This window comes from bacterium (genome assembly GCA_016873475.1).
Taxonomy (GTDB): domain Bacteria; phylum Krumholzibacteriota; class Krumholzibacteriia; order JACNKJ01; family JACNKJ01; genus VGXI01.
The window spans coordinates 1-7,055 of record VGXI01000171.1 but is presented as its reverse complement, the minus strand read 5'-3'; the positions used below and the strand labels follow the sequence as shown (position 1 = coordinate 7,055).

General features: G+C 72.1%; 8 protein-coding genes. All 8 read left to right on the top strand.

From position 1 onward, the window contains the following. The coding region (locus tag FJ251_12165) for a hypothetical protein (GenBank protein MBM4118465.1) at positions 1–882 on the top strand (882 nt) is incomplete at its 5' end. Next, positions 875–1,333: a flagellar export chaperone FliS gene (gene fliS / locus FJ251_12160; GenBank protein ID MBM4118464.1), complete on the top strand. Its 459-nt coding sequence runs from the start codon at positions 875–877 to the stop codon at positions 1,331–1,333. The genes FJ251_12165 and fliS, both read left to right, overlap by 8 nt. Before the next feature lie 2 nt (positions 1,334–1,335). After that, positions 1,336–1,674 (top strand): hypothetical protein, encoded by a 339-nt coding sequence (locus FJ251_12155; GenBank protein MBM4118463.1) that lies wholly within the window; start codon positions 1,336–1,338, stop codon positions 1,672–1,674. 53 nt (positions 1,675–1,727) lie between these two features. After that, positions 1,728–2,099, top strand: a complete 372-nt coding sequence (locus FJ251_12150; protein MBM4118462.1) for a hypothetical protein — start codon at positions 1,728–1,730, stop codon at positions 2,097–2,099. Positions 2,100–2,179: 80 nt separating this feature from the next. Next, positions 2,180–4,270, top strand: a complete 2,091-nt coding sequence (locus FJ251_12145) for a hypothetical protein (protein ID MBM4118461.1) — start codon at positions 2,180–2,182, stop codon at positions 4,268–4,270. Then, the gene (locus FJ251_12140) at positions 4,267–5,646 is read left to right on the top strand and encodes a sigma-54-dependent Fis family transcriptional regulator (protein MBM4118460.1); all 1,380 of its coding nucleotides are present in this window, start codon (positions 4,267–4,269) and stop codon (positions 5,644–5,646) included. Before FJ251_12145 ends, FJ251_12140 begins: the two co-directional genes overlap by 4 nt. Positions 5,647–5,854: 208 nt before the next feature. Then, positions 5,855–6,847, top strand: coding sequence for a hypothetical protein (locus FJ251_12135; GenBank protein ID MBM4118459.1), 993 nt, complete (start codon positions 5,855–5,857; stop codon positions 6,845–6,847). Positions 6,848–6,855: 8 nt separating this feature from the next. Beyond that, on the top strand, positions 6,856–7,055 hold a 200-nt coding region (locus FJ251_12130; GenBank protein MBM4118458.1), incomplete at its 3' end, for a hypothetical protein.

Sequence of the window (7,055 nt, the reverse complement as noted above, 5' to 3'; positions counted from 1 at the left end):
GTGCCGACGGGGGCGCTGAGCGGCTACTCCGTCGTCATCACGCAGGCGGCGACCCAGGGCAACTACACCGGCGGGGTGGTCACGACGCCCAGCGGCGGCTCGCCCTTCGTGATCGGCGCCGGCAACAACCAGCTGCGCCTGAAAGTGGACGGCGTCGAGGGCAGCGCCATCACGGTGCCCTCCGGCAGCTACACGAGCGGCGAGGCGCTGGCGGCGGCGATCCAGAGCGCGGTGAACGCCGACGAGGCGCTGGGTGGCAAGAGCGTCGGCGTGAGCTGGGAGGATCTGGGCGGCGGCCAGGGGCAGCTCGTGATCACGAGCCGCAGCTGGGGCGGCAACAGCAAGATTGCGCTCGGCACCGCCGACGGCAGCCTGGCCGCGGATCTCGGGCTCAGCGCGGGCAGCCCCATTACCGGGCGCGACGTCGCGGGTCACTTCCTCGTCGGCGGCGAGGTGCAGGAGGCCAGCGGCTCGGGTCGCATCCTCACCGGCAACAGCGACGGCGCGGAAACCGACGGCCTGAGCGTCCAAGTGAATCTCACCGAGGCGACACTGCTCGCCCAGGGCGAGGCACAGGGCAACGTGCGCGTCTGGTCCGGCGTCACCGACCGCCTCTTCCGCACGCTCGATGGCGCGCTGGACACGGTGGACGGCATCCTGACGATCAAGCAGCAGAGCCTGCGCGACACGATTACCGACTACGAGAAGCAGGTGAAGGAGATCGACGATCGCCTCGCCAAGCGCAAGGAGCGCTACCTCCGCGAATTCCAGCGGATGGAAAGCCTGCTCGCGGAGATGAGCGCCCAGAGCAGCAGCTTCAACTCGATGCTGTCGAACGTTTCGTCCAGCTACGGGAGCGGGGGGGCGCGCAGCAATGCCTAAGTCGCCGCTGATGGTCGCGGAATCCCCCCAGCCGCTGCGCGCGAGCGCGGAGACAGTGCGCGCGCAGCGCGCCTACTCCGAGTGCCGCGTGCGGGGCGCTGATCCGCAGCAGCTGCTCGCGCTGCTCTACGACGGCCTGCTCCAGAGCGTGCGGGCCGGCCAGCGGGCTTTGAGAGAGAAGCAGTGGGAGGAGGCGCAGGTCGCGCTCAGCAAGGCGCGCCGGATCGTCACCTACTTGAGTCAGTCGCTGCGCCCGGAAGGCGGGGAGATCACCGAGCGCCTGCGGCCCTTGTACGCTTATTGCTTCGAGGGCATCGGCCGCGCCAGCCTGGAAAAGCGCCCGGAGCTGCTGGACGGCGTGGCCAAGGTGGTGGGCGAGCTGAGCGGCGCCTGGACGGCGCTCGCGCAGAGTCCGCGCCAGCCCGCGCTGCCCCCGACCGAGGAGGTCTGAGCGTGTCTGCCGAGACGGCCCGCACGCAGCTCGCCGCGCTGCTCGCCCTCAGTGGCAAGCAGCTGGCGGCCGCGCGCCGCGGGGACTTGGCCGCGCTGGAGCGGCTGGCCGGGGAGCGCGGGCGGGCCCAGGCGGCGCTGGCCGCCGGCGATCTCGACGCGCTGGCCGCCGCCGCGCCCGGTGCCCTGGAGAGCGCTCGGCGCGAGCTTGTGCGCCGGGATGCCCTGGCCCAGGCCGCCCTGCGCCAGGCAATGATCGCGCTGGAGCGCGCGCAGCAGGACACGGAAGAGCGCGGGCGGGCGACCCGCGGCTACCTGAAGGCTTCGCGTCCGGCCTCTTAGCGGCCTGGCGTTTGCTACCGTTCCGGATGAGGCCCCTGGATCGGAGGAAGAGCGTGGAGATCGGCAAGTCTGCAGCCGTGCAAGCTCAGGAATTGGCCAAGCTCTACGGGCAGCACCCGGAAACCGAGGCCGCCGGCCAGAGCGCGGTCGCGCAGAGTCCACAGACCCGCAGCATTGCTGCCGGGGAGGGCAGGGCCACCGTCATGGTCGAGATCAGCGCCGAGGCACAGGAGCGCGCCGAGCGCGAGGAATCGCTCGCCGCGGCGAAGGCGCAGTACGCGCAGTTGCCGGCCGGCCGCGCCGAAGTGATCGCGGCCGTGCGCCAGCGTCTCGACGAGGGCTTCTATGCGAGCGACGCCGTCAAGGACGCGCTCACCGATCGCCTCCTGCCCCTCGCGCGGCGCCTCGAGGCATCCGGCCGCTAGGCCCTGGCAAAAATTCTTGCGGGTTTTTCGAATGCCTGCTAGGCAGTGCCCAGGCGCGCCGAGCGCGCCGGGAGTTGCTCGTGCCGCAGGCCACTCGAACTCGCATCCTCCGCATTCTCAGCGCCGATGCCGCCAGCGCGCCAGCGCTCGGGCTGCCGCCGTCCCCCGCGGGCTGGGCCGTCGAGCACGGCACGCTGGAGGGGGCGACGCGCGCGCACCCGGCGCCGCCCGACCTGCTCCTCCTCGCCCTGCCGCCGACGCACCCTGCCCTGCCGGGCTGGCTCGGGCGTTTCCGCCTCGAGCATCCACACTGTCAGGTCCTGCTCGCCGAGCTGGGCGCGGACGCCGAGTGGTACCGCGCCGCCATCGCGCTGGGCGTCGACGGCCTGCTGCGCCTCCCGCTGGCCCCGGCCGACTGGCAGCGCAGTCTCGCTGCCAGCGCCGAGGCGCTGGCAGCGGCAGAGAATCAGCGCCGCCTGCTCGGGGACCTGGAGCGCAGCTCGCAGTCCCTGGAGGAGAGCCGCCGGCAGTTCGCCGCTTTGCTGCTGCAGTCCTACGAGCACCTCGGCCGCGTCCACGCTGAGCTCGAGCGCCGCCTGGAGCAGCTCTCGGTGCTCCATCGCCTCGGCCGCGACCTCGGCCGGGAGCGGAACTGGGACTCCGCCCTCGAGGATTTTCTCAGCTCATGCGTCGACACGCTTGGTTTCGAAGGGGTTGCGCTCCTGCTCTGGAGCTTCGACGCCCGGCGCCTCAGCGTCCGCGCCGAGCGCGCGATGGCCGGCCGGGGCCTCTCGGACGCCCTGCGCGCCCTGCGCGGGCTCTCGGGCGAGCGCCTCATCGAGCCGGGGCTGCTCGGGCTGACCGGGGCGCAGGCCCTGCTCGGGGGCGAGGCGCTGCGCGAGCAACTGGCAGCGGTCGAGCGCTTCGTGCTCCCGCTCGCCCAGGGTGAGGAGGCCCAGGGCTTCCTCGTCTTCCGCAAGCCCTACGCCGCCGCCGCCGAGCTGGACGTCGACTTCCACTTCCTCAAGACGGTGCAAACCCTGCTCGGCGAGGCGATCGCCGGCGCCAAGGCCCTCCACGAGCTGCGCCGTCTCGATGCCTTCAATCGCAGCGTCCTCGAGAGCGTCCACGCCGCCGTGCTCACGGTGGACGGTGAGGGCGCCGTGAGCTACCGCAACCCGCGCGCGGCGGCGCTCTTCGGCGAGCGCCTCGCGCCCGGTCAGCCCTTCGCCTTCGACGCCGACTTCCATCCGCTGGGCGCGGGCGTGCCCGCCGGTGATGCGGCGACTCAGCTCGGCGAGGACGACTGGATCCAGCGCGAGTGCCGACTCGCCACTGCCGCCGGCGAGCGGCGCCTCCTGCTCTCGGTGACCAGCCTGACGCCGCGGCACCCGAGCGAGGTGCGCCACGTGCTCGTCGGCGAGGATCTCACCGACTACAAGCGCCTCGAGGCCGAGCTCCGGCAGGCCGAGCGCCTGAGCAGCCTGGGCCAGCTCTCGGCGGGGATGGCCCACGAGATCCGCAATCCGCTCGCGGGGATCGCGATGACGGCCCAGGTCCTGCGCGGCCGCCTCGGCGATCGCCCGGATGCCGAGCCCTACCTGGAGCGCATTCAGGCCGAGATCCAGCGGCTCGAGCGCATCGTGCGCAGCCTGCTCGAGTTCAGCCGCCCGGCACGCCCGCAGCTGGCGCCGCTGGATCTGGACGGCAGTGCGCGCCGAGTGCTCGAGGACCTGGCGCCGCAGGCAGCCGCGCTGGGCGTTCAGCTCGCCGGCGATCTCGGGACGCCCCTCTGGGCCCTGGCCGACCGCGATCAGGTCCACCAGGTCCTGCTCAACCTGCTCCAGAACGCCCTGCAGGCCTGTCGGCCGGGCGACGCCGTCGGCCTGCGCCTCGAGCGCGCGGCGGTCGTGGGAGGCGCGGACCGCGTGCGCCTCAGCGTCTGGGACAGCGGGGCCGGCGTGCCCGAGGCCGCGCGGGCCCGCCTCTTCGAACCCTTCTTCACCACGAAGGCAGAGGGCACCGGGCTCGGCCTGGCCGTCTGCCGGCAGATCGCCCTGGAACACGGCGGGCGGCTCGACTACCGCCCGCGCCCGGCGGGGGGCTCCGAGTTCACGCTCGAACTCGGCGCCGCCGCCGCTCCCACCCGCAGCGAGGAGAGATCAGCGTGAACCACAGCATCCTCATCGTCGACGACGAGCAGACCCTGCGCTGGTCGCTGGGCGAGGCCCTGCGCGACGGCTACCGCGTGCTCGAGGCCGAGGACGGCCCGGCCGGCCTCGCCTGCATCCGCGAGGAGGATCCGGACCTCGTGCTGCTCGACGGTCGCCTGCCCGGCCTGGCCGGCATCGAGGTGCTCGAGCAGGCGCGCGCCGACGGCTACGAGGGGCAGGTCATCATGATGACCGCCTACGGCGAGCTGGAGACGGCCGTGCGCGCGATGAAGCTGGGCGCCTACGACTTCGTCAGCAAGCCCTTCTCGCTCGAGAAGATGAAGAAGAGCATCGAGAACGCACTCGAGGCCAAGCAGTTGCGCCGCGCCAACCAGCACTGGGAGGAGACGCAGCGGCGGGGCGATCCCTTCCTCGGCTTCATCGGCAAGAGCCCGCGCATGCAGGAGCTCTTCGAGAAGATCCGCAAGATCGGCGCGAGCCAGGCCTCGACCGTGCTGATCCAGGGTGAGAGCGGCTCGGGCAAGGAGCTGGTGGCGCGCGCGATCCATCGGGCCACGCTCGGGGTGACGGGACCCGTCGTGGAGATCAACTGCGCGGCGATCCCGGAGACCCTGCTCGAGAGCGAGCTCTTCGGCCACGAGAAGGGCGCCTTCACCGACGCCAAGAGCCGCAAGAAGGGCCTGATCGAGGCAGCGGCCGGCGGCACGCTCTTCCTCGACGAGATCGGCGAGATGGGCCTGCAGCTCCAGGCGCGCCTGCTGCGCGTGCTGGAGAACCGCACCTTCCGCCGCGTCGGCGGCATCGAGGACCTGCAGGTGCGCGCGCGCATCGTCGCGGCGACGAACAAGGACCTCATGCAGGAAGCCGCGGCCGGCCGCTTCCGCAGCGACCTCTACTTCCGCCTCGGCGTCATCGTGCTGGAGGTGCCGCCGCTGCGCGAGCGGCCGGAGGACGTCGAGCCCCTGGTCAACTTCTTCATCGAGCGCTTCAACCGGGAGCTGGGGCGCAGCGTGGCGCCCGCCGGTCCCGAGCTGCTCGCCGCGCTCACCGCCTACGCCTGGCCCGGCAACATCCGCGAGCTGAAGAACCTCATCGAGCGCATCCTCCTGCTCGAGACGACCGGGGCGATTCGCGCCGAACACCTGCCGGCCACGCTGCGCCAGCCCGCGACGGCGCCGGCAGCGGCCGCGAGCGCGCCCTTCCATCCGGAGCCGATCGCCGCCGTCGAGCTGCGCCACATCCAGCGCACCCTCGACTACACCGGAGGCAACAAGAGCCGGGCGGCGCAGCTGCTCGGCATCAGCCGACAGACCCTGCGCGAGAAGCTCAAGCAGGAGGAACCCCTGGTCAAGGCCGCGGGGGCCTCTGGCTGAAAAGCCGCCAGGCCGGCGGCCAGCTTCTGAGCCGGTCGGCGGCTGTCGCGAGGCGGGGCGGGCGCCCGCTCCAGCGCCCCTGATTCCTAAATGAACTCCGGGCAATCGCTTGCGCGCCGCCTCCGGGCGGCGCGCGGCGCCTCCCTGCAGAGTTGGCCGAGGCATGGAACTTGTTTTCCGGCCCGCCAGAAGGGGAGGAAGCCGCCCGATGAAGCCCTCGATCCTTGTCCTGTTCGCGCTTGCGCTCGTTCTCGGCGCCATCCTCGCCGAGGGTCCGCGCCCGCCGGCGACGGCCAGCGCCGCCGCCGACCAGCGCGACGCCCAGCGCGACTCCAGCGAGCGCGCGATCACCATCCTCCTGCCGGAACTCGCAGCGCGCCTGGATGCTGCTGCGGCCGCCGGCGACAGCCAGGACATCGGCGGCGTGCTCAGCGTCGCGCGCGGCTACCAGGAGCTGGGCCTCGCCGAGGCAGCGACCGCCTGGTACGAGCGGCTCGAGAACCTCAACGGCGCCTCCTTCTTCGCCGATGCCATCTTCCACGGCCGCTTCGAGCTCGCGCTGCAGGGCGCGAGCAGCAGCGAGGCGCTGTCGCTCCTGATCGACAGCTACGCCGAGCAGATCGCCGATCCCGACGCGACGCTGCTCACGCGCGCCTTCACGGGCGTCGGCCGCCGCGGCGATTGGGCGGCCGCCGGCCGTCTCGTCGAGCGCAGCCTCGCGCTCTACGCCGGGCCCGTGCCCGCGGACCTGCTCTACCTGCAAGGGCGCGTGCTGCGCCGCGAGAACCGTCTCGCTGAGGCGCTGATGCACTTCGAGCAGCAGCTCGCCGCACTGGCCGCGCCGGAGACGGTGCACCCGACCCTCATCGCGCAGCGGCCGCGCTTCCTGCGGGCGGCCGCCGACTGCGCCTTCCTGATGAACGACCAGCTGCGCGCCCGCGGACTCTACAGCCAGCTCGTCTTCGACGACGAGGCCGATCCCGAGCAGCGCCAGTGGGCGCGCTTCCAGCTCGCCCAGATGGACATGCTCGCCAACGCCTATGCCGAGGCCGAGATCAGCTTCCGCGGCATCGTCGCGGACAGCCTCGGCACGCCGGCCGGGCAGTTCTTCGTCTTCATCGCGGAGCACTGCGCCGCGATGAAGACGAAGACCGCTAGCCACCCCGCGCTGAACGCGTCGCTGAGCGCGACGCTCGACTAGGAGTTCGCATGGAGGGAACCCTGCGCCGGCTGCTCGACGTCTACTGGCAGGAGCGCACGCTCTACGGCCAGGTGCGCGAGCACGTCGCCCGCCAGCGTGAGCTGATCGAATCGGGCTGCACCTACAGCGAGATCAACGCCGAACTCAGCCGCAAGCGCGAGCTGCTGATGGAGATCGAGTCCCTCGAGGCCGGCGTGCGCGCCGAAAA